This window comes from Rothia sp. HMSC069C03 (genome assembly GCF_001811075.1).
Lineage (GTDB): Bacteria > Actinomycetota > Actinomycetes > Actinomycetales > Micrococcaceae > Rothia > Rothia mucilaginosa.
In genome coordinates this window covers 304602-330055 of sequence record NZ_KZ627135.1, presented here as the reverse complement: position 1 = coordinate 330055, position 25454 = coordinate 304602, and the positions used below count along the sequence as shown (strand labels likewise).

The following is a 25454-nucleotide window of genomic DNA, read 5'->3' as shown; positions in this document are numbered from 1 at the left end:
AGGTCAGCGCCAGCAGGCGCTTAGGCAAGCGCCGTCAGAATCTTCTGAGCCAACGCCGGACCAATACCCGGCACCGCCGTCAGCTCCTCGGCGCTCGCCTGCTTAATCTGAGCCACCGACCCGAAATGCTTAATCAGCGCGGAACGCTTCACCTCGCCCAGACCGGGCACCTCATCCAGGGCGGAGGCGACCATCGCCTTACCGCGCTTGGAACGGTGGAAGGTGATAGCGAAACGGTGCGCCTCATCGCGGATGCGCTGCACCAGGTACAGCGCCTGCGAGGTGCGCGGCAGCACGACCGGGTAGTCGTCGTCCGGTAGCCACAGTTCCTCCAGGCGCTTAGCGATGCCGGCAACGTACACGTCCGTAATGCCCAGGTCGCTCAGCGCGGCGGAGGCGGCAGCCACCTGAGGCGGGCCGCCGTCCACGAGCACTAGGTTCGGCGGGTAGGCGAACTTCGCCGGCTCGGGCGTGGAGGCGTCAATCTCGCCGGATTGCACGGGCGCAGCTTCGCGTTCAGCCTGCTGCGCCAGGTGCCTCTTGAAGCGGCGCGTGATGACGTCGTACATGCTGGCGGTATCGTCGCGCGCGGCGTCGCCGGTAATGCTGTAGGTGCGGTAGGCGTTCTTCGCGGGCATGCCGTCCTCAAAGACGACCATGGACGCAACCACGTTCGTGCCCTGCACATGCGAAATGTCGTAGCACTCAATGCGCAGCAGCGGATCGGGCAGTTCCAGCGCCTCCTGCAGCTCCACGAGGGAAGCGCTACGGGTGGTCAAATCACCGGCACGGCGGCTCTTGTGCAGGGTCAGCGACTGGCGCGCATTCTCGGCGACCGTCTTCATGAGCTCTGCCTTGTCGCCGCGCTGCGGGACGCTAATCTCCACGGGGCCGCCGCGCACCTCCGCCAGCCAGGACGCCAGCTGCTCCTTATTCTCGGGCTCCACCGGCACGAGCACGGAGCGCGGAATATCGTAGCTGTTCAGGCTCTTCTCGGCATCCTTCGGGGAGGCGAGACTCGCCGCAATATCGCTGTATACCTGCGCGATCAGCTGTTCGATGAGCTGCGCGTCGGTGCTGTCGTTGACCTTCTCCACGATCCAGCCGCGCTGGCCACGGATCCTGCCACCGCGCACGAAGAACACCTGAACGGACGCCTCCAGGTCGTCCTCAGCGTAGGCGAACAGGTCGGCATCCACGGTCGCGCCGAGCACCACGGCGTTACGCTCAAACGCCTTAGTCAGCGCGGCAATATCGTCACGAAGAATCGCGGCGCGCTCAAAGTCCATATCAGCTGCGGCGGCTTTCATTTCCGCGGTCAACTGGGCGATATGCTTCTCAGCGCCACCACCCATAAACCGGGTCAGCCCGCGCGCCAACTCGCGGTGCTCCTCGGCGCTAATCTTGCCCACGCACGGTGCTGCGCACTTATCGATATAGCCGAGCAGGCAGGGGCGGCCGCTATTCTTCGCGCGGTTAAACACGCCATTCGTGCAAGTGCGCACCGGGAACACACGCAGCAGCGCATCCAGGGTTTCACGAATCGCCCACGCCTGCGAATACGGACCAAAATAGCGCACGCCCTTACGGCGCTCGCCGCGGGTCACCATGGCGCGCGGGTACACGTCATTGACGGTAATCGCCAGGTACGGGTACGACTTATCGTCGCGGAACGCAATGTTGAATCGCGGCGAAAACTCCTTAATCCAGGTGTATTCGAGCTGCAGCGATTCCATTTCACTCGCCACCACGGTCCACTCCACGCTTGCCGCCGTATGCACCATGGCGTAGGTCTTCGGGCTCAGCGTCTGCGGGGACGCAAAATAGCTGTTGAGTCGGTTGCGCAGGTTCTTCGCCTTGCCCACGTAGATGACGCGGCCGTCGGCATCACGGAAACGGTAAACGCCCGGGTCGGTGGGGATTTCGCCGGGGGCGGGGCGGTAGCTGGAAGGCTCTGCCATGGGTACTTTCTCCTCGCTCTACTGGGCTTTCTGCGGGGTTGCCGCTGCTGGGCTACCGAGGTCATCCCAGGCTCGCACATACGACAAACCGCGCATCTTGCACCCATCTCCCCCATAACGCGGGGGTCGGTGCGTGAATGCGCGGTTTAAGTCTACGCGGTATAGGCGGCGAGTGCCCTAGCCTGCGTCACGTGCGGCTGAGGGCGAAACGTTGTACTCATGCTTTCGCGCCTGACCGGACAGCTGAGCAATCTCATCCATGATCGTGTCGGTGGTGACGCGGCGCTGCTTGCCGGTCATCTTCTCACCGGTCTTCTCAAAGTAAAGCGGCTTGCCCACACGAATCGTGAAGCGGCGCGGGTAAATCATGTTCGAGCCGGGCTTCTGCAGGCGGTCGGTGCCAATCAGACCAACCGGAACCACGGGCGCGCCGGTCATGTGCGCCAGCCACGCCACACCAATCTTGCCGCGGTACAGGTAGCCGTCGCGGGAGCGGGTGCCCTCGGGGTAAATGCCGAAGACCTTACCCTCCTGTAGCTTCTCCAGGGCAATGTCGAGCGCCTTGAGCGATTCGGAACGGTCGGAGCGGTTCACGGGAATAATATCCACGGCTTCGAAGAATGCCTTCATCATCTTGCCGCGCGGGCCGGGGGTGTTCACGTACTCAGCCTTGGCGAGGAACGCCACGCGGCGCGGCATCATGGCAGAAATAATGATGGAGTCCAGGAAGGACAGGTGGTTGGAGGCGACAATCACCGGGCCGGTGGCGGGGAAGTTTTCGAGTCCGGTCACGCGGGCGCGGAAGACGGTGCGCAGGATTCCGGTGACTGCTTTCTGGGTGGATTTGTAGAGAAGCACGTGAACTCTCCTGAGGTGCCGATAGATTGCGGGCTGTGGTGGCGGGCTGCCGTGGGTGCGGGGTGAGTGGCCCCTTCTGAGGGTACACCGTGTGGGTGCACAGAATCTGTACTGAAAAAATTTGTACTGTGTTTAGTAGTACCGAGTTTTATTATTCCACACCCGAGTGTAGGAACGTGAGGGGTGCCGCATTCCCCTTCCACATGCTGGGATGCGCCTCCCACCAATAATTCCGGCAAGATTTCCGGTAGAAGCTCAAGTAGAAGCCCGAGTAGGAACCCGAGTAAGAGTCCTGATTGAGGGAGCCTGCATAGCTTCCGCCCTATGTCCCCCCGTTACAGGCGGAAAAGCGGCACGGAAGCTAAGGATTCAACCTCAACGTAACATTCGAACTTTTTTGCCTTGTAACTGTGGCTTTTATGCCTGAATACGCCTGTCATATTGTGACGATACGTCAGCAAAGTTTCGTAAATACGCATTTAATATGCAAAAATGAGAGCAGGGTGGGCTGTCGCACCTCCCTCAAGGACGATTCACCCTGAACATAGTGAGCCGCCCCTCCAGCGGATGTGCGTCGGAACCACTCCACCTACACAATCCACGCACACTGGAGACATACACTATGGCTACAAAACCCGTCTCGCGTGCGCAGGCAGCAAAGATTGCCCGCCGCTCAGACACGGTCGGTGCCTATGCCGGAAAAGGCTGGGTACAGGCTGTTGCGTTTGTGATGCTCCTGGGCTTCACCATCATGGCAGTCCTTGCAATGCGCACCTACGCACTCTCCATGCCGCTCCCCGACAAAATCGTCGGCAACGACGGCAAAACTATCGCAACCCAAGAACAGATTCTGCACGGTCAGGAACTGTTCCAGGGACGCGGCCTGCAGCAGTACGGATCCGTTCTGGGTCACGGTGCCTACCTCGGCCCCGACTACACTGCAGAATACCTGCGCCTGACCACAGATGCTGCCGTCAAGGAGTACCGTGAACAGGGCAAGCAGGACCCCCGCGAGCTCGTCAAGAACGAGTGGCGCAAGGAGAACAAGTACGACGAGCAGACTAAGACCATCACCTGGTCCGCTGGTGAGACCAAGGGCTACCAGCTCATGCTCAAGCACTACCGTGAAACCCTCATGAAGGGTGACACCTCGCAGGGCCTGTTCCCCAACGCCATTAAGAACGACGAAGAACTGCACGACATCGTCGCATTCTTCGGCTGGACCGCATGGGCATCGGCGGCAGACCGCCCCGACCAGCCCTACTCCTACACCAACAACTGGCCCTCCGAACCCAACGTGGACAACAAGCCCACCGCGGATCTGATGGTCTGGTCGGCACTCTCCCTGATTGCCCTCATCGGTGGTACCGGTCTGATGTTCGCCATCTACGGCCGCTGGTCCCGCGCTATCGGCTGGCATGCGGAAGAGGCCCCCGTCCTCGACTTCCGTCAGCCCGACGAAGTTCGCCTGACCCCCTCGCAGAAGGCAGCCTGCCTGCTCTTCGCAACGATCCTGGTGCTGTTCCTGCTGCAGGCTCTGGTGGGTGCGCTCACCGAGCACTACCGTGAAGAACTCACCGGATTCTTCGGTATCGACATGGGCCAGTTGCTGCCCTACACGGTATCCCGAACCTGGCACCTTCAGCTCTCCCTCTTCTGGACCGCAGGCGCGTTCCTGGCGGGCGGTATCTTCATCGCCCCGCTGATTACCCGCCGCGAACCCAAGAAGCAGGGCCTGCTCACCTACGTTCTCATCGGCGCTGTGGTCTTCGTGGTCCTCGGCTCGCTGCTGAACGAATGGTTCTCTCAGAAGGGCCTCATCCCCAAGGAATTCACCGGCTTCTTCTCGCAGCAGTGGGAGTTCCTGGACCTGCCGCGATTCTTCCAGATCCTGCTCACCGCGGGTATGTTCATCTGGATCGTCATCGTCTGGCGTACCCTCTCCGCTCGCCTGAAGGGCTCGAAGAAAACCTCCCTGCCGTGGCTGTTCCTCTTCTCCGGCCTCGCCATCCCCATGTTCTACGCGGTCGGCCTGCTCGCAGGTCAGCGTACTCACGTGACCGTCGCCGAATTCTGGCGATTCTGGGTGGTTCACCTCTGGGTGGAGGACTTCCTCGAACTGTTCACCACCGTCATGGTGGCGTACATCTTCGTGCTGCTCGGCGTGGTCCGCGAGCGCATCGCGATCTCCATCATCATGATGGACGCTGTGCTCTACTCCGTCGGTGGTGTGATCGGTACTCTGCACCACACCTACTTCGTCGGTACCCCCTCCGAGCAGATGGCATTCGGTGCGTTCTTCTCGGCTGCTGAGGTTATCCCGCTGACCTTCCTGACCGTTGAGGCGTGGGGCTTCATGCAGCTGGGTGCTCGCCAGTACTCCAACCGCACCAAGCCTTTCCCGCACCGTTGGGCTGTTATGTTCCTGATTGCTGTGGGCTTCTGGAACTTCCTCGGCGCTGGTGTGTTCGGCTTCCTGATTAATCTGCCAATCGTGTCCTACTTCGAGATTGGTACGGCACTGACTGCAAACCACGCACACGCATCCATGATGGGTGTGTACGGTATGCTCGCGATCGCGTTCGCGGTGTTTGGTCTGCGCTACCTGATCCCTGAGGACAAGTGGCCTGAGAAGGGTCTGAAGTTCTCCTTCTGGACCCTGAACATTGGTCTGCTGTGGATGTCCTTCATCTCGCTGCTGCCGCTGGGTATTGCTCAGCTGTACAAGTCCGTGGGTGAAGGCTACTACGAGGCTCGTTCCTTCGCGTTCATTCACGACGGTGCTTCCGCCGTGATGGGTTGGATGCGTATGCCCGGTGACGTGATCTTCCTGGTCGGCATTATCCCGCTGATTAAGCTGGCTCTGCTGGGTATCAAGGAGATCTTCTCCAAGAACGCTAAGGAAACCGTCCTGGAGCTGCCCGAACCGCCGCTGTACGAGGTGGTTGAGGACGCTCGCATCGCAGAGTTCGCCGGCGCTAAGGCTGCCGAGAAGCTGCCCGAGCAGACCAGCCCCTACCGTAGCGATCGTCGAGGCTAACCATGCCTGAGCAGATTGCTGGAGTTTCTTTCCTCGTGTGGCTGGCCTGCGTGTACGCGCTCGGCCTGGTCGCCGTGGGTTGGGGCTTCGATATTCTCGCCAAGCGCACCAGCCAGCGCATGGTGGCGGCGCGAACCTTCGGGTTCACCTACCACGAAGAGAGCGACGCGTGGCTCTGCCCCGAAGACCAGTGGCTGTGGGCGACCGCATTCGACTCGGATAACCGAGTGATGCGTTACCGCGCCAAGCCCAGCGTGTGCAACACCTGCCCGATTAAGGACAGCTGCACTGTCTCGGCGAACGGCCGCGAGCTCACCCGCGAAGTGGACGAATGGCCCTACTCCGAGTCGGGTCGTTTCCACCGCGGGCTGGCGGTTGCTGTCTCGCTGCTGGGCGTGGTCATCCTGATTGGTGCCGCTATCGTCTGGCACTCCCCGCTGGAGCTTCTGGTGGAGGGTGCCGCCGCGGTGGTCTGCCTGTCGCTGACCTACCCGCTGGCTGTGAAGCTCATGCGTTCCCCCGCGAACTTCGAGAACGATCCGAAGCATATTCACGCATCCACCGCTGACGAATCGGTGAACGTGAAGATGGATCGTTTCGCGGCGAAGTGGGGTGGCGTTTCGAATGAGCGTAAGCGCCGTACCGAGCAGACCCGCAAGCAGATGATTGCGGAGGCAACCCTGCCGGTTCGTACCTCTGCCCTCGACCCGGACCGCCCCGCATGGAGCGGTACCGGCACCTCGGTTAAGCGACTGCACAAGACCACGAATGAGGTCCTGCAGGAGCAGAACCTGGCTGAGGTTGAGGCTGCTGAAAAGCTGGCAGAGCAGATGGCGAAGAAGTAGCGCTGCACAAGTTTTTCCGTTCCGGCGGCTGATCGGTCGATTGGTCCCGTCTGTTAGCTTCGGCAGCCACCCTGCGTGGAATTCTCTTTTATTCCTCTTTTGAGTTTTCCAGGCGGGGTGCCGCTAAAGCACCGACCACCGCATGCCGCCGGGACGGAAAATTCCCCTCTCTAAACTCCCCCAAACACAGCCCGGTTACCGGGCACCCCCTACTACCTGCACCGTACGAGGCGCGGGCAGGTGGGCACACATACCGTCCTCCCCCAATACTTGTGAAGGAAAACCATGGATCCCGTCACTCTGGCAACTATCCTCATCCCAGTTGCCGTCATTGTTCTTTTTATTCTGATTCGTATGTTCCGCGTCATCCCCGAATACGAGCGCGGCATCTCTTTCCGCTTCGGTCACCTGCGTTCGGAACTGGAGCCCGGCCTGAACGTCGTCTTCCCCCTCGTCGACTCCCTGCAGCGCGTTGATATGCGTGTTATCACCCTGACCATTCCCCCGCAGGAAGTCATCACCAAGGACAACGTTCCCGCCCGCGTGAACGCCGTGGTCCTCTTCCGCGTGACCAACGCCAAGAACGCCGTGCTTGAGGTTGAGAACTACCCGATTGCCACCAGCCAGATTGCGCAGACCACCCTGCGTTCCCTGCTCGGCCGCGTTGACCTGGACACCCTGCTCGCACACCGCGAGGACCTGAACGAGGACCTGCGCTCCATCATCGGTTCGCGCACCGAGCCGTGGGGTATTCAGGTGGAGCTCGTCGAAATCAAGGACGTTGAGATTCCCGAGGCTATGCAGCGCGCCATGGCTCGCGAGGCTGAGGCTGAGCGTGAGCGCCGCGCAAAGATCATTTCGGCACGCGGTGAGCTGGAGGCCTCCAGCGAGCTGAAGGAAGCATCCGACATTCTGAGCCAGTCCCCCGCCTCCCTGCAGCTGCGTTACCTGCAGACCCTGCTGGAGCTGGGTGCCGACCAGAACTCGACCGTGGTCTTCCCGCTGCCCATGGACGTGATTGGTCCGCTCGTGGGTGCACTCAAGGGCGAGAGCAAGTAAGCTACTCTCCCCGAGCTAAAAACCGAATAGTATGCAGGCCCCGAGCAGACACCTGCTCGGGGCCTTCGCTTTAACAGGGGTTACCCGGCGGGGTGCTTATCCTCTCCGGTACCCTGCTGACTTATGCCGTAGCATGGAACCAGCGGCATTACTGCTACGCACAGACCCACCCACCGTGAGAGAAGGCGCATGCTACACCACCTCCGCGAGATGCTACACCGCATCCCAGCACCTCGACGCTACGGGCGCGTCATGGCTCTGCTCCTCGCCTCCCTGGGCGGCGCAGTGGACGTCTTCTCGCACATCCACTATGAAGCGCTCGTTGCCACGCAGACCGGTAACTTTATTCTGCTCATCGCCGATCTGCACCGTGACGCACCGCATGTGGTGCACCTGCGCTGGCTCTCCGTTATTCTTTTCAGCTTCGGGTATCTGGCAGGGCATTTCATTCATGATCTACTCGGTCAACGTGCCCGGATGAGACACTGGCGCATCGGCACACTCCTGCCGTTCCTTCTGGTCTGCTTCGCGGTACCCTTCATGGATAGAACTCTGAGCAATAGCTTTCAGGTGGGCGCGCTGGCGTTCACCGTCGGTCTGATGATTCACGCCCTCGCGGATACACGCATTGGCGAAAACCCCTTTTCGCTCTTCATGACCAGCGGCAACTGGCGCAAAATGCTCAGTGCCTGGTACACCGCCGGTTCGCTGTACCTCACGCGGAAAACCCCCGACGGAGACACAAAAAATGAGGCGAAGGCACAGCGCCGTACGGCTCTGCTCAAAGCCATTGATTACTCTCTCGTAGTCGCCTCTTTCATAGCTGGCGTGATTCTCATGGCGCTTGTCACCCGATGGTTTGGCGTATTTTCCATCTGGTTGGCGGCGCTGATCGCGGGCGCTGCGTTCTGCTTCGGCTACCAGGCGGAAAAGAAAGAGGTTCGTGAGAACCAGGGCGCATAAGATTCACCCAATCTGCGGCTATAGACGAGGGCAGAGCAGAAAACAGAACAGCAAAATATCCCGTGCAGATGAGAGTATCTGCACGGGATATTTCTATGCGGGATTTACACGCCACACGCTTTCAAACGAAGCCCCGAAAACTGGGAAGGAAGGCGTTTGGCCCGCCGCGGGGGTTGGATGAGGTGGTTGCGACGGGCCAAACTGGTCGGTTACACGCCGTAGAGGTGCGGGCGCGGCAGGTACATCAGCCAGTTGGGTGAGGGCCGGAATCCTGCCGCTAACGGTTTTCACCGACGCCTTAAGCATAACCGGCAAGGCACCCGAACCGGCGGCAGGTTGAGTGAAGCATCAATCACCCATCTCACGCCATGCCGGGGCGGTATTCAGCCCCAAAATCGGCACCTAAAGCACCGGCGTCCCAAACCCCGCGCGAGCCTCTAGCGCAGCGCCCGACGAACTACCGCAGTGCCCGGTGAGCCTGGTCGAAGAACTCACGCTCATACACGCACGCCGACAGGTACGCCCGCGCCGCGCGGACACGCTGAGCCGGTGAAGCCGCCTCAAACGCACGCTCCACCTCCGCGAGACTACGCTCCACCTCCGCGGCGAACTCTTCGCCACCGTACAGGCTCAACCACTCCGCGTACGGGTGGTCCGCGTGGTTCTGCGAGGAGAGCACAGCGCCCACCTCTTCGTACAGCCAGTAGCAGGGCAGAATCGCGGCAGCGCCGACCACATAATCCTCACCAGCTGCGGAGGCACGCAGGAAATTCGTGTACCCCATGGTGATGGGCGAAGGCCCACCCAGGCGTGCGCGGTTCGCCAACCAGCCCTCGTGCAGCTGCGATTCGGCGGCAATCGCCTCATGCGCGCCAGCCGCCCAGTGCACCTGCGCCTCAGCGGTGTCGGCACGCGCCGAAAGGGTCGCGAGCGCACGCGAATAGTCGCGCAGGTAGAGGGCGTCCTGGTCCAGGTAGAAGGAGAACAGGTCCTCGTCGAGGGTGCCGTCGCCGAGGGCACGCACGAAGGGCAAGTCCAGAATCTGGCGCCAGGTTTCGCCTCCCGCAGCCCAGAGCGCGGCGGTCCAGGGGCCGGCGGGCTTTACGACGGCTTCACCGGCGGATACGGGGCTGACCGGCAGCAGTCGCTCCGGGCTGGTGCCATCAAGAGCGTTGCCCTCAGAGTCGGTAGTGGCGAGCAGGTGATGCCACGGGTAGGCGGAGGCTGCAGCCTCCAGACGGCGGGCACGGGCGGCGTGATCCACCGGGCCGTGACCCTCACCGGAGCCGACCTGCAGACCGGCACCTGCGGCAATGGATTCGTGGAGCCAGCGGGTGCTCCACTGCAGGGCACGGTGGGTGTCTTCGCTGGTCAGAGTGTTCTTCTGGTCTGCGGCAGGTTCTGCGGCCTCCGCGTGCTGCAACAGCTCCACGCCCAGGCGGGTTGCCAGCGAGGAGGATAGGGAGCATCCGGTGCCGTGCGTATTGCGGCTGTCCAGACGCGGGGTGCGCACGTGCGCGCAGGTGCCGTCCGGGAAAACCGCGGTGTTACCGGCGTCCTTGCCGCACAGGTGGCCGCCCTTCACAATGATGGTGGTTCCGGTTGCCGCCGCGAGGTTCGCCGCCTGCTCGTGCGCCTCATCAAAGGTCTGGGCGGGCTCCTTCTGGCAGAGCACGGCAAGCTCCGGAATGTTCGGGGTAATCACGTCCACGAGCGGCACCAGGTCACGCAGCGCCTGCTCCGCTTCCGCCTGCAGCAGACGGTCACCACTGGAAGCAATCATGACCGGGTCGAGCACAACCACGGGCACGGGGTGCTCACTCAGCCAGGTGCGGACGGTACGAATCGTGTCCGCGTCGCCGAGCATGCCGATTTTCACGGCGTCCACCGTGACGTCATCAAAAACGGCGGCAAGCTGCGCGGTCAAAAACTCCAGGGGCGGGGTGAATACTTCACGAACCCCGCACGTGTTTTGGGCGACCAGCGAGGTGGTCACGCACATGCCGTAACCGCCGGATGCGGTAATGGACTTGAGGTCCGCCTGAATACCCGCACCACCGGAGGGGTCGGTTCCCGCAATCGAGAGGACCCTCGGCACCCGAGCTATCTGAGATACCCGGGGGTTTCCGGGAGCGCTCGCGCCGGGTACAGGGTTAGAGGGGGTGGTGGATGCGCACGTGGGCGCGCTAGGCTGCTCTGCCTTCATCGATAATCCCTTCGCTAGTTCGAACTAGAGCAGGTTCAATGGGTGTTTTTCTCAGCCTTGAGTGTTTGTACGCTGTTTCGCGCGCCCGCTGTTCCGTGCGCCCGCTGTTTTGGTTGCCCGTCTTTGGGCGGGTCAGCGGGTCGCGGGCGTCTCAAGGCACCCCATATCGCTCTGCCAGGTTATCACAATGATTCTCCGTAGCTAAAAGTTCTGCGGGTAACAAGTGAATCTCTCCGAAATTTTCGTTTGAGTCTTGCACTCTTGCGAGTGCTCCCGCCGCCGATTTCAGTGCACCCTTGTACGGAAACCACCCGTTAAACACGTAGTGCCCGGCACCGCTTCACACGGTACCGGGCACTATCAGCCGGGCACTATCAGCCGGGTTTAGGTCAGGGCGAAAATCTCTGCCGGTGAACCCTCCGCAATGATCCTACCCTCGTGCAGCAGGACCGCGCGGTCAGCCAGCGAGGCGATACGCGCATCGTGCGAAATGATCAGCACCGCACGGTTCGCCAGCACGGCGCTCAGGGACTCGGTTGCGTCCGCGAGCTCCAGCTGGGTGGTGGACTCGTCCAGAATCACGGCGTGCGGGTCAGCAAGCACAATACGTGCCAGCGCCAGCTGCTGAATCTGGTCGCGGGTCAGCGGCGAATCCGCGCCGCTCACGACAGTATCCATGCCCTGCGGCAGGTCGCGCCACCAGCGGGCACCGATAGCGTCCAGTGCCTCGCCCATCTGCTCGACGGTTGCATCCGGCACGACCACCGTAAAGTTATCGGCGAGAGTACCGAAGAAGACGTGCGCTTCCTGGGTGCAGACCAGCAGGCGCGGGCGGCCATCGGCGGCGGCATCGGTCGGGAAGTCGCCGTGACCGACCGGGCGGCCCATCACGGTGATGGTGCCTTCCAGGGCGGTCAGCGAACCACCAATCAGACGAGCCAGGGTGGTCTTACCCGAACCGGAACGACCCACCAGGGCAAGTGCCTCACCGCGGCGAATCTTCAGGTTGATACCTTCCAGAACGAGGGCGTCCGGCGAGTAGCCGTAGGAGACGTCGGTGCAGTCAATGGCGTACTCCGGGTTCTTCACGGCTTCATCAGATACGGCGGCGAACGCTTCGGCACGGTGCTGTGCACGCGCCTCACGCTGCTTCTTCGCCAGGGAGACCACACCGAACACACGACCCATGTTCACCAGCATGATGCGCAGGCTGCTGACGTGGTGGTTCAGCATGTCGGCGAGGACTCGCAGGCTGAAAACCATGACCGAGGCGGTCGCCACGGCGCCCCAGCTTGCCCAGCCGAGAGCCACGCAGGCGGCACCCCAGAGCATACACAGAATCGTGGGGATCCAGGCGTTGATAGCGTCCACGGTGAAGTACAGCTGGCGGATGCGCACCATGCCCAGCTGCGCGGCGAACTGGCGCTTGTTCTCACCGGCGAAGGCGTCTTCGCGGGCGGTGTGAACGCCCAGCTCACGGATCGTGGAGGTGCCGCGAATGTTCTCGGTCAGCACACTGTTGAGGTCACTCACGCGCTCCTGGGCGGTCTGGTTGCGTGCCGCCATGAGCGGCAGCATCTTCGACATGATGAGGGCAAGACCGGCAATCATGGGTAGCATGATCAGGCCCATTGCCGGGCTCACAACCGCTAGCGAAATGGTGGAGATAATGAAGTACAGCACCACGTAGATTGCGCCGAGCAGGTCCTCGCTGACGGACTTGGCTGCCGAGGACAGGTCGTCGGTCACGCGGGTGAGCAGGTCACCGCTACCGGCTTCTTCCACGGTGCGTGCGTCCAGGTCGAGGGTGCCGTCGAGGGTGTCCTGGTTGGCGTCACGGGTGACGAGCGCACCCAGTCGCGCCGCACTGTACGAGGAGACCATGAGGGTTATCGCCTGCACGATGAACGCCGCCAGGATAATCAGAATCGGCTGCCACGGGTAGCTGGAGAACTTGCCCGCCACCACGTCGTCCACGGTGGCACCAATCTGCAGGGGCACCACCGCACCCATGAGGGTGCTGACCATGTAGATGACGAAGGTGTAGAGGGCTCGCCCCTTGTGCGCCGCGAGGTAGTTCCACATGCGGCGTGCTACGTAGGCGGGGCTTTCGATGGGGAGCTGCTTTGCCATGCTAGTTCACCTCCTGATTCTGAGTGGTTTCGGTCTGAACAGTTTCAGACTGAGCGGTTTCCGGGTAGCCGTCGCGTTCCATGCGGCGGGTCGTCTCCGCGGTCGTGGAGACAACGTAGACCTGCTCCAAATCCTGTAGCAGGCCGGGGTAGCCGACGGGCAGGCGGTCGCTACCGACCTGGGTTTCCATCGCATCGTAGATGTAACGCTGGCTGGGTTCATCCACGGAGTTCAGCGGCTCGGTCAGGATGAGCACCTGCGCGTCCTGTGCGAGTGCGCGGGCGAGTGCCAGACGCTGACGCTGACCGCCGGAGAGGTTCGCGCCTTCGCTGGTGATGCGGGCGGCGAAGTAGTCTTCGGGGTTGCGTCCGCCCAGTCGGTAGGCGATTTCGCGGGAGTCGGTAATCTTCAGCAGTTCCTCATCCTTTGCCTGTGCCAGCTCCTCATCGGGGTTCGGAACGGTGCCCAGGCGCAGGTGCTCCTGCAGGGTTCCGGCGAAAATCATGGGGTTGGGTTCGCTCAGCAGCACGCGGCGGCCGGTTGCGTCCTTGAGGTCCTCTCCCCCGCGTCGCAGGGTGCGGGCAAGCGCCTCAGCGTAGTCTTGCGCGGTGAGGTTGTAGTCGCGCGGGTTGACGTACACGATGCGCGGGTTGCTGGCACCGGCGGGGGCGACGGGTACGGGCACCTCGAGGGTGCTAGCCTCGACTGCCTGTTCGGCGCGTGCCAGCTGCGCCATTTCCTCGTCGGTGCGCGGGCTCTTCAGCACGCCCTGGCGTACGCCCGCGTGACCTTCGAGGCGGGCAACCTTGGCGAGCGCAATCTTGGCGTATCGCCATGCGGTGAGGAAGTTCTGGGTAATCCAGATGGGGCCGCCCATCATCGCGATAATGGAGGCGACGGTCACCAGGGACGCGGCGGGCGTGTCGGAGACCCAGCGGCCGTTTTCGACGTGGCCGGTGAGGGCGAAGCCGATGCCGAGCAGGGTCACGGCGCCGCCGAGCAGCGCGCGGATGAGGTACATCCAGCGGTGCGTCTTTTCGTAGCGCATGTAGCTGTCGAAGACTTCGTCGGTGCCGCGGTGGTAGCGTTCACGCATCTGTTCTTCGGCGCCGAGGCCGGCGATGGTGCGCAGACCGGTGGCGATGTCGGAGGCGCGTGAGGAGGCTTCACCGTCCTTTTCGCGGTATTCGCCAATCTTCGATTCGAGGAAGGTCGAGTACCAGGCGATCACGCCGACCACGATGAGCGTGCCGATGAGGGTGACAATCGCGGTGACGGGGTTAATGAGCCAGAGCTGCACGGCACCGAGGGTCGCGATAATCATGGCGTTGACGAATAGCGGCAACGAGAAGTAGACGTCCGTAATGCGGCGTACGTCTTTGTTCATGACGGTGACCGCTTCGCCGGAGTCTACGCCAGCGCGGGTGCGCCCCATGAGCCGGTTGATGTAGATGCGCCAGTCGCGGCTAAGTTCCGCGCTGAGGGTCATGGAGGTGCCCCAGCCGAAGAACTCGTTGATCACGATGAAGGTGATGGCTGCGACTACTACCCAGAACATGGGCCAGGCATCGGGGGCTTTGCCGGCGATGTGCTGGTTGATGAATTGGCCCACCATGACGGGAATCAGGATTGCGCCGGTACCCGCGGTGGTTTCACCCAGGACGGGGATTGCCCAGCGGTGCCAGGGGTATTTGTATCCGGGGGCGGTGACTCGCAGGGCGAGGCGCTTTTTGAGGGCTTCCTCTTCTGCCTTGCGCTGTTCGCTACCGGTTACTTCCTGTGCAGCTTTTTTCTGCACAGTTTTCTTCTGAGCGGCTTTTTCCTGCGTGGTTTTGTTATGCATGGATTCTTCATGCGTAGCTTCTTCACGCGCGGCGTTTTCTTGTGCCTTGTCAGCGTTGTATTCAGTCATTCAACGTCTCTCCTTTCTCTTACCCTATTCCTTTATCAATGTGGCACGCAACACTATTTATGCAATAGATGGGCGTGTCGTTATTTATGCAACGTATTTTGGGGCGTGCATCAGCCGCTCAATATGCACCGACATCAATCGGCGGATTCTGCATCTACGCGGTAATCTATGCGGCATGGAGGCCTACGTTTTCGACCTTCTGAGCACCAGGTTTTTGCACCACTGCACTTTTAGTGCTTTGTTCTACACTACACGAATTTGGGGAATTCCCGCGTTAGCGCGGCACCGCGCCTCCCGAACACCCTATAAACGCCCCGCGAAGGAACCGCGAACTCCCTGCAAAGATGCAGCGAACACCCCGCAAACACTCCGCGAGTACCCGTTTGTTCCCTCGTAACGATAACGCCCCCGCGCCCGCGCTATTCCCGATAGACTGGAATCCTCATGAGTATTTTGAATTTTCTTTCTCCCGGGCTGGGCGAGAACCCCGGCGACTACAATCGACGCGATTTTAAGGGCAACCCCCTCACCGCCGAAGAAATCTATGAGGCGTTCACCGAGTGGATTTCGACCCGCGGCATGACCCTGTACCCCGCCCAGGACGAGGCCGTTCTGAGCATTGCCGCCGGACATAACGTGGTGCTGGCAACTCCGACCGGTTCCGGTAAGTCCACTGTGGCTGTTGCCGCGCATTTTACGGGCCTGGCGACCGGTCAGCGCTCCTACTACACCGCCCCCATTAAGGCGCTGGTGTCTGAGAAGTTCTTTGACCTGATCAATATTTTTGGTGCCGAGAACGTGGGCATGATTACCGGCGACTCCGCCATTAATACGGAGGCGCCCATTATCTGCTGCACCGCGGAAATTCTCGCCAATATTGCCCTGCGCGAGGGTAAGGATGCGGACCTCTGCCAGGTCATTATGGACGAGTTCCACTTCTACTCTGATCCGCAGCGCGGTTGGGCGTGGCAGCTTCCCCTGCTGGAGCTTCCGCAGGCGCAGTTCCTGCTGATGAGCGCGACCCTGGGCGATACGACTCGCTTCCAGGAGGAGATGACGGCGCTGACCGGTCGTGAGAGTGACCTGGTCGCGCATTCTGAGCGCCCTATTCCGCTGCATTTCTACTACTCCACCACCCCGGTTCAGGAGACAGTGCAGGAGCTCGTGCAGACCAAGCAGACTCCGGTCTACATTGTGCACTTCTCGCAGAAGGCGGCGCTGGAGCAGGCGAATGCGCTGCTGTCGGTGGCTATTGCCTCCAAGGAAGATAAGGAACGCATCTCCGAGCTGATTGCTAAGTTCCGTTTCGGTCCGGGCTTCGGTAAGGCACTGAATAAGCTGGTGCGTGCCGGTATCGGTATTCACCACGCGGGTATGCTGCCCAAGTACCGCCGCCTCGTGGAGCAGCTGGCTCAGGAAGGTCTGCTCAAGGTCATCTGCGGTACCGACACCCTGGGTGTGGGCATTAACGTGCCCATCCGTACCGTACTGATTACGGCGCTGTCGAAGTTTGACGGTGCCCGTAGCCGCCGTCTGCGTGCCCGCGAGTTCCACCAGATCGCTGGACGCGCCGGCCGCGCCGGTTTTGATACCGCCGGCACCGTGGTGGTTCAGGCACCCGAGCACGATATTGAGAACGCTCGCCTGCTGGCTAAGGCGCAGGCGAAGTTCGGTGACGACACCAAGCGCATTAACCAGTCGCTGTCCTCCAAGCGCAAGAAGGCGCCGGAAGGCTTCGTTGGCTGGTCCGAGAAGACCTTCGACCAGCTGGTAGAAGCCGCCCCGGAGCCGCTGACCTCCTCCTTCGACATCACCCATTCGATGCTGCTGAACCTGATGCACCGCCCGGAGAACCCGGTCATTGCCGCGTACCGCATCATTCAGGAAAACCATGAGAGCCCCGCGCGCCGCCGCGAGCTGCTGCGCAAGGCGATTGGTATCTACAAGGAGCTGCTGACCGGCGGCGTGATTGAGCGAACCAACACCCCGGACGAGCACGGCTCCTACCTGCGCCTGACCGAGGACCTGCAGGATAACTTTGCCCTCAACCAGCCGCTGTCTGCCTTCGCGGTCGCCGCGCTGGAGCTGCTGGACCCCGAATCCCCCAGCTACGCCCTGGATGCGCTCTCCCTCATCGAGGCGACCCTGGATTCGCCGAACCAGGTGCTGTACGCGCAGGAGCGCAAGGCGAAGAACGAGCTCTCGGCGCAGTTGAAGGCGGACGGTGTGGACTACACCGAACGCATGAACGAGCTGGACAAGGTCACCTACCCGCAGCCCCTGGCTGAGCTCATTGATCAGGCGTACACGACCTACAAGCAGTCTGCCCCGTGGGTTGCACGTTTTGAGCCGCGCCCCAAGTCGATTGTGCGTGACATGTACGAACGCGCGATGGGCTTCAACGACTTCGTGCAGTACTACACGCTGGAACGTGCCGAGGGCGTGCTCCTGCGCTACCTCTCTGACGCGTACAAGGCGCTGCGCCACACCATCCCCGATTCTACCGTGACCGACGAGCTCGACGACATCATCGAGTGGCTCGGCGAGCTGGTACGCCAGACCGATTCCTCCCTGGTGGACGAGTGGGAGAAGCTGGCAGCCGGCGAAGACACCGCCACCGTTGCCGCCGAGCACGCCTCCATCGAGGAGGAAGAGCCTCCCGCCGTGACGAAGAACCTGCGCGCCTTCCGCGTGATGGTGCGCAACGCCCTCTTCCGCCGCGTGGAGCTCTTCGCTGACGAGCGTGACCGCGCCCTGGGCGCCCTGGACGAATGGTGCGGCTGGGATGCCGACCGCTGGGCGGACGCCATGGACGACTACTTCGACACCTACGACGACATCTACACGGACGCCGACGCGCGCTCGCCTCGCCTGGTCAGCATGGATGAGGACACCGCCGCGCATCCTGGCGTGTGGAAGGTTCAGCAGAGCTTCGCTGACCCCGAAGATAATTTTGACTTCGGTATTCGTGCCGAGGTTGATTTGGCGGCATCCGATGAGGCGGGGTACCCAGTGCTGAAGATTCTGAGCGTGGGCGAGTTCTAAGACTCCGATTAAGGCTCCGAATGAGACTCCGCCCGAGGCTCTGCCCAGATGTTGCCCGTAGTGGGCTAGAATACAGAGTATCTATCTATTTGAATGAAAGAAGGTTCACCGTTGACCGTTTCTTCGCTTCCCAAGGTTGAGTACCGCAAGGGTTCGGTCGTCAAGCACGACGGCTACGAGATTACCGACCACTGGTTCCAGGTTCCCCTGACCCACGGTCTGATTTTCTCCAAGGGCAAGGATGCCGCTCTCTCCTCCCGTTTCGCAGACCAGACCATCACCGTGTTCGCCCGTGAGGTTGTGAACACCAACGAGACTCTGACCGTTTCGGCTGATAAGCGCCCTTACATTGTGTACCTGCAGGGCGGCCCCGGTTTCGGTTCGCCGAAGACCGGCTCCATTGGCGGCTGGATTGCTGAGCTGGCGAAGACTCACCGCGTGATTCTTCTGGATCAGCGCGGTACCGGCATGTCTTCCCCGCTGTCTGCTCGCAACATCACCGCTGTGGGTGATGCGCAGGTTCAGGCTGAGTACACTGAGCTGTTCCGTGCGGACTCCATCATCGCTGACGCGGAGGCTGTCCGCGAGGTGCTGCTGGCTGACCGTGCCGACAAGCGCTGGTCCACCATTGGTCAGTCCTTCGGTGGCTTCCTGACCCTGTCCTACCTGTCGTTCGCACCGCAGTCGCTGCGTGACTGCCGCATCACCGCGGGCCTGGCGCCGATTCGTACCTCGGTGGACAACGTCTACCAGCACACCTTCGACCGCATGAAGGAACGTGTTGAGGAGTACTACAGCTGGTTCCCTGAGGACGCTGAGCTCGCTACCCGCATTGCTGAGCACCTGCGCACCCACAAGGAGTACCTGCCCACCGGTGAGCGTCTGACCGATCACCGCTTCCAGATGGCCGGCCATTTCCTGGGTGGCCGCTGGCGCGAGCGCGGTCTGCACTACTTCCTGGAGACCGCCTTCGCTGAGGGTAACGACCATCTGTCCGATCAGTTCCTGACCGCTATGGGTGCCGAGGTGACCTTCCAGGCGAACCCGCTGTACGCCCTGATGCACGAGACCATTTACGCTGACGGCCCCGCTGACGGCGTTCTGCCCGGCATCCCCGGCTACGAGCTGTCCCCCTCCCCCGCGCCGACCAACTGGTCTGCTGCTCGCGTGGCGGCTTCCCGCCCCGAGTTCGCACCGGATGCGGACCGTCTGCTCTTCACCGGCGAGCACATCTTCCCCTGGTACTACGAGGAGGATCCCTCGCTGCGTCCGCTGGCTGAGGTTGCAAACCTGCTGGCTGAGAAGAAGGACTGGGGTCGCCTGTACGACCACGCACAGCTGCACAAGAACGAGGTCCCCGTGGTGGCTGCGGCGTACAACCCGGACGTGTACGTGGACTTTGAGCACTCCATGGAGACCGCTCGCTGGGTCGGTAACACTCAGGTGTGGACCTCGAAGACCCACCACCACGACGGTTTCGGTTCTGACCCGCTGACCATTCTGGGTCACCTGAAGAACATGCTGGCTGAGGTTCACAACCAGTAATTCTTCTGAAATATCTCTGATATAGCTAAAGCCCCTCACCCCGGTTGATCCGGTGTGAGGGGCTTTAGTGTTAGCGCCAGCCTGGTGAGGCCGCACGCTCAGTAGCTCAAACTACTTCGAGGAGGAAGCGTGCGCATCCTGTGCGGTGCGGGCACGCATCACGAGGGCGTGGTATTCGTCTTCCTTCTCAATCAGCTCTTCACGCAGCTTCTGCGGAATAGTCTTGAGCTTCTCGGTTTCCTGCTGCCAGCGGGCGGTGATGTCCGCACGCTCGGCGGCGGGTGCATCCTCGGGCAGTGCCAGGTACTTCTCGGAGAGCGCCTGAACACGCTGAATGGTCTGCAGTGCGCGGCCCTTGGGGCTGAGCAGCGAGGCAAGCACGGTAATGATCAGGACGCCCACGATGACCATCAGCGACATTTCGGTGCTGATTTCGATGACGTGCACGGGCTCGCCGTGGTTGATGAACGGCAGGTTGTTCTCGTGCATTGCGTGCAGGATGAGCTTCACACCAATGAACGCGAGGATGGTCGCCAGGCCGTAGGAGAGGTAGACGAGGCGGTCCAGCAGGCCGTCAATGAGGAAGTACAGCTGGCGCAGACCCATGAGAGAGAACGCGGTCGCCGTGAACACAATGTAGACGGACTGGGTGAGGCCGAAGATCGCGGGGATCGAGTCGAGCGCGAAGAGCAGGTCGGAACCGGCGATAGCGACCATGACGAGCATCATGGGGGTCATGACGCGCTTGCCGTTTTCGATGGTGAAGAGCTTGTCACCGTCGAAGTGGTCGCTGGTCTTCAGGTACTTCTTGGCGAGGCGGACCATGATGTTGTCGGCTTCGTCGTCGCCGTCGCCTTCGGTGAGTTCGTCCTTGAGCAGGTTACCTGCGGTCATGAGCAGGACCAGGCCGAAGATGTAGAACACCCAGGCGAAGGAGTTGATGATTGCCGCGCCGGCGAAGATGAAGGTACCGCGCGCCAGGATCGCGAAGACGATACCGAAGAGAAGGACCTTCTGCTGATTCTCACGGGCGACACGGAAGGTGCCCATAATGATCATGAAGACGAAGAGGTTATCGACCGAGAGAGCTTCTTCGGTGATGTAGCCTGCATAGAATTCGGTGGCGGCGGAGGGGCCGTTCGTCACGAAAATATACAGACCAAACAGCATCGCGATGCCGATGTAAATACTCGACCAGATGGCCGCTTCCTTGACGGAGGGTTCGTGCGCCTTACGAACGTGGAACACGAAGTCGAAGGCCAACAGACCCGCGATGATGAGAATAGTAACCAACCATTGCAACCCGGTAACTTCCATGGGGAGCCTTTCTTGTGGTGTGCGTACAGGACCACAAGTCTCTCCCGCCGGCCTGAATGGAGGTCGGCTCGATTCACCGGTTAGGCGCCTTCGGCTAACGTGCTGACGATGAGTCGATTGGTGGGATACTCCCTTGCTCGGTGAACGATTATACAGCAGGTTGAGGTTTTCGCACAGGAGCCCCTCCGGAGGGTTTTCGCGAGCTAGGCACACCAAAACGCCGCATCCGGCAGAGCTGACCTGTCGGATGCGGGGTTCGGTGAGGTTGCACTCTCCATGGACCACCACGCCTGACCGGTCTCCGGCGCAGTCACGGGCTTGTTCTTGGTGCGCGACTGCAGGGCGCCACTGGCAGGGTTGGTAATCATCCAGCCGCCAACCTGAGTAAAGTCCGGGCCGTGTACCGTCTTGCAATCATCAGCCGAAGCAGCGAATGCGGGCACCGTCGTGGAGGCGGCAATAGCGGGCACAACCCAAAGCGCGCCGCGGGTGAGGTTGCGGCGGGTAATGGAACGAGCTCCCGTGGTGTGTGCGTCTGAAGAGTTATGAGAAATAGTCACAGATTTTCTTTATCGTTCGGAAGCATCGAGGTTTTATTTGACACGTAAAACACCTTGATAGTGTACAGCATGTATCTGCACTCAGTAGAACTTCATGAACAATGAGTTACCTCATGGCGAAAAACCTACGTCGGCCCCTAAACGCCGGGCTTAGAACACCGGGTTTAGGCGTGACCCGCCTCCTTCATCAGGCGTAGCTCCTTCTTCAAATCGGCAAGCTCATCACGCAGACGCGCCGCCAACTCAAATTGCAGGTTCTCCGCCGCCACGCGCATCTGCTCGTTCATCTGCTCAATCAAATCCAGCAGGTCCTCGGCAGGTGCCGCCGCCAGGCCGTCGGCACGAACGCGCGCCTCCGCACGGGCGAGAAGCGCCTCCGACTCCGGGGTGCTCGTGGCAATCTTCGACGAGGTCGCAGAACCGGTCTTCGCACCCGCACTCACCGTGCGGGCCCCCTTCTTACCGCTCTTACGCTGCTGCAGAAGCTCGCGGGTGTCCTCTTCCTCGCGGGCGAGAACATCCGTAATATCGGCAATCTTCTTACGCAGCGGCTGCGGGTCAATGCCGTGCTCACGGTTGTACGCCTGCTGAATCTCGCGGCGGCGGTTCGTCTCATCAATCGCCACGCGCATAGAATCCGTAATCTTATCGGCGTACATGTGCACCTGACCGGACACGTTACGCGCCGCACGACCAATCGTCTGAATCAGCGAAGTGGTCGAACGCAGGAAGCCTTCCTTATCGGCATCCAGAATCGCAACCAGGGACACCTCGGGCAAGTCCAGGCCCTCACGCAGCAGGTTAATACCAACCAGCACGTCGAAGGTGCCCAGGCGCAGTTCGCGCAGAAGCTCCACACGGCGCAGGGTATCAACGTCAGAGTGCAGGTACTGCACCTTCACGCCATGCTGCAGCAGGTACTCGGTCAGATCCTCCGCCATGCGCTTAGTGAGGGTCGTGACCAGCACACGCTCATCACGCTCAACGCGCACGCGAATCTCCTCGAGCAAATCATCAATCTGCCCCTTGGTCGGCTTGACCACAATCTCCGGGTCAATCAGGCCGGTCGGGCGAATAATCTGCTCCACATAACCATCAGCCTGCGACAGCTCATACTTACCGGGGGTCGCCGAAAGGTAAATCGTCTGACCGATACGCTCCAGGAACTCCTCCCACTTCAGCGGGCGGTTATCCATCGCCGACGGCAGACGGAAACCGTGCTCCACCAGGGTGCGCTTACGGGACATATCGCCCTCATACATGGCACCAATCTGCGGGACCGTTACGTGCGACTCATCAATAATCAGCAAGAAATCATCCGGGAAATAATCCAGCAGACAGTTCGGGGCGCTACCGGGGGCACGACCGTCAATATGGCGCGAGTAGTTCTCAATGCCATTGCAGAAGCCCATCTGCTCCATCATTTCCAGGTCGTAAGTGGTGCGCATGCGCAGACGCTGCGCCTCCAGCAGCTTGCCCTGAGACTCGAGGGTCTGCAGGCGCTCGCGCAGCTCATCCTCAATGGAGGTAATAGCCTTCGCCATGCGCTCCGGGCCAGCAACGTAGTGGCTTGCGGGGAAGACATACATTTCTTCTTCCTCACGAATTACCTCGCCGGTCAGCGGGTGCAGGGTGTAAATCGCCTCAATCTCATCACCGAAGAACTCAACGCGGATCGCGTTCTCCTCGTACATGGGGATGATTTCGACGGTATCGCCACGCACACGGAACGTGCCGCGGTGAAAGTCCATGTCGTTACGCGCGTACTGCATCGCCACGAACTGGCGCAGCAACTCGTCGCGGTCAATCTCCTCACCGCGACGCAAAGTCACCATCTGCTTAATGTACTCCTCGGGCGTGCCCAGACCGTAAATGCAGGACACGGTCGCAACCACTACCACGTCGCGGCGAGTCAGCAGGGAGTTCGTCGCCGAGTGGCGCAGACGCTCCACCTCCTCGTTGATGGAGGAGTCCTTCTCAATGAACGTATCGGTCTGCGGCACGTACGCCTCAGGCTGGTAGTAGTCGTAGTACGAGACGAAATACTCCACCGCATTATTCGGCAGCAGCTCGCGCAGCTCATTCGCCAGCTGCGCCGCCAGGGTCTTATTCTGCACGAGCACCAGGGTCGGACGTTGCACCGCCTCAATCAGCCAGGCTGCGGTCGCGGACTTACCGGTACCGGTAGCGCCCATCAGCACAATGTCCTTCTCACCGTTCTGCACACGCTCGGTGAGCTCGGCGATAGCCTTCGGCTGGTCACCGGCAGGCTGGAAGGGGCTGACCACTTCAAAGGGGGCGACGATGCGGTTAATTTCGGGTGCGTAACTCATGTATCCATCCTAGGGGAAAGCCACCCAATGCGCCTCAGGATTGGTCGCCCTTTTCTGCTGGCGCAATATAATCACGCGTAATGCACTCGCAATACCCTCTGCCCACCGCTGGCTACGCGCCAGTGGGTACATGCCAGTGGGGCACCTCGCGGGTAAGGATTTAGCGCACCTCCAGGGTGGCTCCGGCGAGGCTCATCAGCGCCCGGTTCGTCAGCGGAAGGTACCCGTTCAGGGCGCTCAAAATCAGCTGCATGGTGCGCTCTTCATCCTCCACGCTCAGCCCGCGCGGAATACCCACACCCGGCACGCAGATGCGCTGCTTATAGAGGTCAATCACCGCGCACACGGTGCGGTTCGGCACGCTCAACACCGGCAGCATGCCGCGGTGATTGATGGTGCGCAGGCCCTTACCGACCACGGCGGCGGTGCGGATATCCGGGCGGGCACTCCTCGCGAACCGGGAGGTGCTCGCACCGTTCGCAAAAGCGGCAGGGTCGGGAATACTATTCGGCACCGCGCTCTTCTCGTTCAGCACAGACAGCAGCGGCTCCCCCACCGCGGCGGTGACCGCCACGTAGCGTACCTGCCGGTCCATGGCGTTGAGGAAGTCCAGTTCCGCGTACTCCTCCACGCGGTAGTTTTCGACCAGACCGGCTTCACCCGACCCGGTTTCTTCCACGGTGCGGGTGATGACTTCTTCATCGTAGAAGCTTGCCACGCACACCTGCGGGGCGCCGCGCTCAATGCGGGCGCGGCACTGATAGTCGTCGTCGAGCAGCCAGAGGGACAGCTCGTAGCCGTCGGGCACATCGCGCACACCGGTCGCGAGCAGCACTTCGCTGCCGTCCAGGGAGAACGGTTCCCAGCCTGCCGGTTCAAAAGCGTTGAGGGCACCGTCCAGGGCGGGGTTGCAGGAACCGAGGCTCGGCGCCTGATCAGCCGGAGTGAACGCCTCGGTGGAGGGCATGGCGATGGTGAGCCCGCGCATCCTGCCGGCGAGGCAGAGCTCAACCGCCATGAGCAGGTGACCCGCACCTTCACGGCTCAGTGCTGGGCTCTGAACCAGGTGCGCCACACCGGAGTTGTCCAGACTGAGGTGTTCGCCAACTCCGCGGGCGGCGTTCGAGTAGCGGTTATGCAGGCGCACCAGCTCGTCAATGGGCAGGGCGCGACCCACGGCGCCGAACGCCTGGGCGATAGCGTGAACGTGTTCGGGGAAGACGCGGCAGAGCCTGCCGAGCTGACAGGCAAACTCCGCCGGACGCTGCGTGAGCACGCCCAGCAGGGTGCCGAGGTTCTGCTGGCGGTAGGCGTTGAGTAGCTGGGCGACGGTGGCGGGTTCAAGCTGCTCGACAGTGCCCATCTTGGGGAGGCGCGCTCCCTGGCGGTTGAGGGTTGCGGTGCCGCCGCGGCTGCCCGCGGACTGCTCTGATGAGTTTTTGCCTGCTTGTTCGTCTACTTGTTGATAGTAGGTTCCCGACTGCGTCACGTTTTCACGACCTTGAGCTCTTCAGAGCGTTCGTTAGCTGATTCTTCGTAAGGTGACGGGCGGGGCTCAGCGCCTACCGGCAGATGGTTCGTGCACACACTCGACCGTCTACCGGGTCGTATAGTACCGGCATTCAGCTGTGTCTCGTTCCTTGAGCAGCTAAGCTATAGCTTCAAGACGTCAGCATC

15 protein-coding genes and 1 riboswitch are annotated in these 25454 nt (G+C 61.3%); of the genes, 6 read left to right on the top strand and 9 right to left on the bottom strand.

Going from position 1 to position 25454, the window contains the following annotated elements; translation table 11 throughout:
* Positions 1-20 precede the first annotated feature (20 nt).
* Both uvrC and HMPREF2779_RS03400 read right to left on the bottom strand, forming a co-directional pair.
* Positions 21-1961: an excinuclease ABC subunit UvrC gene (gene uvrC / locus HMPREF2779_RS03405; RefSeq protein ID WP_070686888.1), complete on the bottom strand. Its 1941-nt coding sequence runs from the start codon at positions 1959-1961 to the stop codon at positions 21-23.
* Positions 1962-2138: 177 nt separating this feature from the next.
* A complete protein-coding gene (locus tag HMPREF2779_RS03400; protein WP_044150489.1) occupies positions 2139-2819 on the bottom strand; it encodes a lysophospholipid acyltransferase family protein in 681 nt (226 codons plus the stop codon).
* A 622-nt stretch (positions 2820-3441) separates the two neighbouring features.
* Here HMPREF2779_RS03400 and HMPREF2779_RS03395 point away from each other — a divergent pair.
* From HMPREF2779_RS03395 to HMPREF2779_RS03380, 4 genes are all read left to right on the top strand, one after another.
* Positions 3442-5859 (top strand): nitric-oxide reductase large subunit, encoded by a 2418-nt coding sequence (locus HMPREF2779_RS03395; RefSeq protein ID WP_070686890.1) that lies wholly within the window; start codon positions 3442-3444, stop codon positions 5857-5859.
* Positions 5860-5861: 2 nt separating this feature from the next.
* Entirely contained in the window at positions 5862-6704 is an 843-nt protein-coding gene (locus HMPREF2779_RS03390; protein WP_070629640.1) for a transposase, read from the top strand.
* A gap of 285 nt (positions 6705-6989) precedes the next feature.
* A complete protein-coding gene (locus HMPREF2779_RS03385; protein WP_105360833.1) occupies positions 6990-7763 on the top strand; it encodes a slipin family protein in 774 nt (257 codons plus the stop codon).
* 252 nt (positions 7764-8015) lie between these two features.
* Complete coding sequence (locus HMPREF2779_RS03380) at positions 8016-8726, top strand: YoaK family protein (RefSeq protein WP_158676578.1); 711 nt, start codon at positions 8016-8018, stop codon at positions 8724-8726.
* Between the two features lie 457 nt (positions 8727-9183).
* Here HMPREF2779_RS03380 and HMPREF2779_RS03375 read toward each other — a convergent pair whose 3' ends face one another.
* The 3 genes from HMPREF2779_RS03375 to HMPREF2779_RS03365 all read right to left on the bottom strand — a co-directional run bounded on the left by HMPREF2779_RS03375 (position 9184) and on the right by HMPREF2779_RS03365 (position 14977).
* Positions 9184-10932, bottom strand: coding sequence for a bifunctional hydroxymethylpyrimidine kinase/phosphomethylpyrimidine kinase (locus HMPREF2779_RS03375; protein WP_199774551.1), 1749 nt, complete (start codon positions 10930-10932; stop codon positions 9184-9186).
* Positions 10921-11106, bottom strand: a riboswitch (TPP riboswitch). Its footprint overlaps the gene before it by 12 nt.
* A gap of 210 nt (positions 11107-11316) precedes the next feature.
* Entirely contained in the window at positions 11317-13065 is a 1749-nt protein-coding gene (locus HMPREF2779_RS03370; RefSeq protein ID WP_105360832.1) for an ABC transporter ATP-binding protein, read from the bottom strand.
* Between the two features lies 1 nt (position 13066).
* On the bottom strand, positions 13067-14977 hold the full coding sequence (locus HMPREF2779_RS03365; protein WP_105360831.1) for an ABC transporter transmembrane domain-containing protein: 1911 nt from the start codon (positions 14975-14977) through the stop codon (positions 13067-13069).
* Positions 14978-15421: 444 nt separating this feature from the next.
* Here HMPREF2779_RS03365 and HMPREF2779_RS03360 point away from each other — a divergent pair, with 444 nt between their 5' ends.
* Positions 15422-18022, top strand: coding sequence for a DEAD/DEAH box helicase (locus HMPREF2779_RS03360; protein ID WP_105360830.1), 2601 nt, complete (start codon positions 15422-15424; stop codon positions 18020-18022).
* 93 nt (positions 18023-18115) lie between these two features.
* Positions 18116-19567: an alpha/beta fold hydrolase gene (locus HMPREF2779_RS03355; RefSeq protein ID WP_105360829.1), complete on the top strand. Its 1452-nt coding sequence runs from the start codon at positions 18116-18118 to the stop codon at positions 19565-19567.
* Between the two features lie 111 nt (positions 19568-19678).
* Here HMPREF2779_RS03355 and HMPREF2779_RS03350 read toward each other — a convergent pair whose 3' ends face one another.
* The 4 genes from HMPREF2779_RS03350 to HMPREF2779_RS03335 form a co-directional block, all read right to left on the bottom strand.
* The gene (locus HMPREF2779_RS03350; RefSeq protein WP_105360828.1) at positions 19679-20884 is read right to left on the bottom strand and encodes a TerC family protein; all 1206 of its coding nucleotides are present in this window, start codon (positions 20882-20884) and stop codon (positions 19679-19681) included.
* 203 nt (positions 20885-21087) lie between these two features.
* On the bottom strand, positions 21088-21444 hold the full coding sequence (locus tag HMPREF2779_RS03345; protein WP_233992243.1) for a hypothetical protein: 357 nt from the start codon (positions 21442-21444) through the stop codon (positions 21088-21090).
* Positions 21445-21608: 164 nt separating this feature from the next.
* Positions 21609-23777: an excinuclease ABC subunit UvrB gene (gene uvrB, locus HMPREF2779_RS03340; RefSeq protein ID WP_105360827.1), complete on the bottom strand. Its 2169-nt coding sequence runs from the start codon at positions 23775-23777 to the stop codon at positions 21609-21611.
* A 160-nt stretch (positions 23778-23937) separates the two neighbouring features.
* Positions 23938-25266 carry a 2-oxoglutarate dehydrogenase gene (locus tag HMPREF2779_RS03335; protein WP_105360826.1) on the bottom strand — a complete coding sequence of 443 codons (1329 nt, stop codon included), beginning with the start codon at positions 25264-25266 and terminating at the stop codon, positions 23938-23940.
* Positions 25267-25454: the final 188 nt, after the last annotated feature.

Excerpts from the sequence above, each read along its gene's own strand:
- uvrC (WP_070686888.1), bottom strand. The coding sequence starts at position 1,961 with ATGGCAGAGCCTTCCAGCTACCGCCCCGCCCCCGGCGAAATCCCCACC.
- HMPREF2779_RS03395 (WP_070686890.1), top strand. The coding sequence starts at position 3,442 with ATGGCTACAAAACCCGTCTCGCGTGCGCAGGCAGCAAAGATTGCCCGC.
- HMPREF2779_RS03390 (WP_070629640.1), top strand. The coding sequence starts at position 5,862 with ATGCCTGAGCAGATTGCTGGAGTTTCTTTCCTCGTGTGGCTGGCCTGC.
- HMPREF2779_RS03385 (WP_105360833.1), top strand. The coding sequence starts at position 6,990 with ATGGATCCCGTCACTCTGGCAACTATCCTCATCCCAGTTGCCGTCATT.
- HMPREF2779_RS03380 (WP_158676578.1), top strand. The coding sequence starts at position 8,016 with ATGGCTCTGCTCCTCGCCTCCCTGGGCGGCGCAGTGGACGTCTTCTCG.
- HMPREF2779_RS03375 (WP_199774551.1), bottom strand. The coding sequence starts at position 10,932 with ATGAAGGCAGAGCAGCCTAGCGCGCCCACGTGCGCATCCACCACCCCC.
- HMPREF2779_RS03370 (WP_105360832.1), bottom strand. The coding sequence starts at position 13,065 with ATGGCAAAGCAGCTCCCCATCGAAAGCCCCGCCTACGTAGCACGCCGC.
- HMPREF2779_RS03365 (WP_105360831.1), bottom strand. The coding sequence starts at position 14,977 with ATGACTGAATACAACGCTGACAAGGCACAAGAAAACGCCGCGCGTGAA.
- HMPREF2779_RS03360 (WP_105360830.1), top strand. The coding sequence starts at position 15,422 with ATGAGTATTTTGAATTTTCTTTCTCCCGGGCTGGGCGAGAACCCCGGC.
- HMPREF2779_RS03355 (WP_105360829.1), top strand. The coding sequence starts at position 18,116 with ATGAAAGAAGGTTCACCGTTGACCGTTTCTTCGCTTCCCAAGGTTGAG.
- HMPREF2779_RS03350 (WP_105360828.1), bottom strand. The coding sequence starts at position 20,884 with ATGGAAGTTACCGGGTTGCAATGGTTGGTTACTATTCTCATCATCGCG.
- uvrB (WP_105360827.1), bottom strand. The coding sequence starts at position 23,777 with ATGAGTTACGCACCCGAAATTAACCGCATCGTCGCCCCCTTTGAAGTG.